The 245-nt window shown below is 45.3% G+C and carries 1 protein-coding gene; it reads right to left on the bottom strand.

Annotated features, from left to right (window positions below; genetic code table 11):
- Positions 1-245, bottom strand: a 245-nt coding sequence (locus AAEY79_RS16070; protein ID WP_352289701.1) for a hypothetical protein, incomplete at both ends; no start/stop codon positions are given.

Raw genomic sequence — 245 nt, 5'->3', positions numbered from 1 at the left:
ATCATAGTCCGTGTCGTCATCATCGTTTTCATCACGTTCATGCTCGTGAAGACCATCTGAATCATCTTCCTCAGGCTTGGGCGCTGTATCTCCCTGAGTCTCTAACAAATACACCACGGCACAACTTTCAATGAGCAAATCTTCGTTATATTTGCGTACCGCAAGCGCCAGAGGTAGATCGGCGTTGTTAAACGCAATCGTCGTTTTAAATTCATCCCAGCTTGGGTGAATATTCAAGCTAATCC

It is taken from the genome of Psychrobacter sp. GW64-MNA-CIBAN-0177 (assembly GCF_040309585.1).
GTDB classification, from domain to species: domain Bacteria; phylum Pseudomonadota; class Gammaproteobacteria; order Pseudomonadales; family Moraxellaceae; genus Psychrobacter; species Psychrobacter okhotskensis.
The sequence above is the reverse complement of the archived record's forward strand: the minus strand, read 5'-3'. Positions and strand labels throughout refer to the sequence as shown.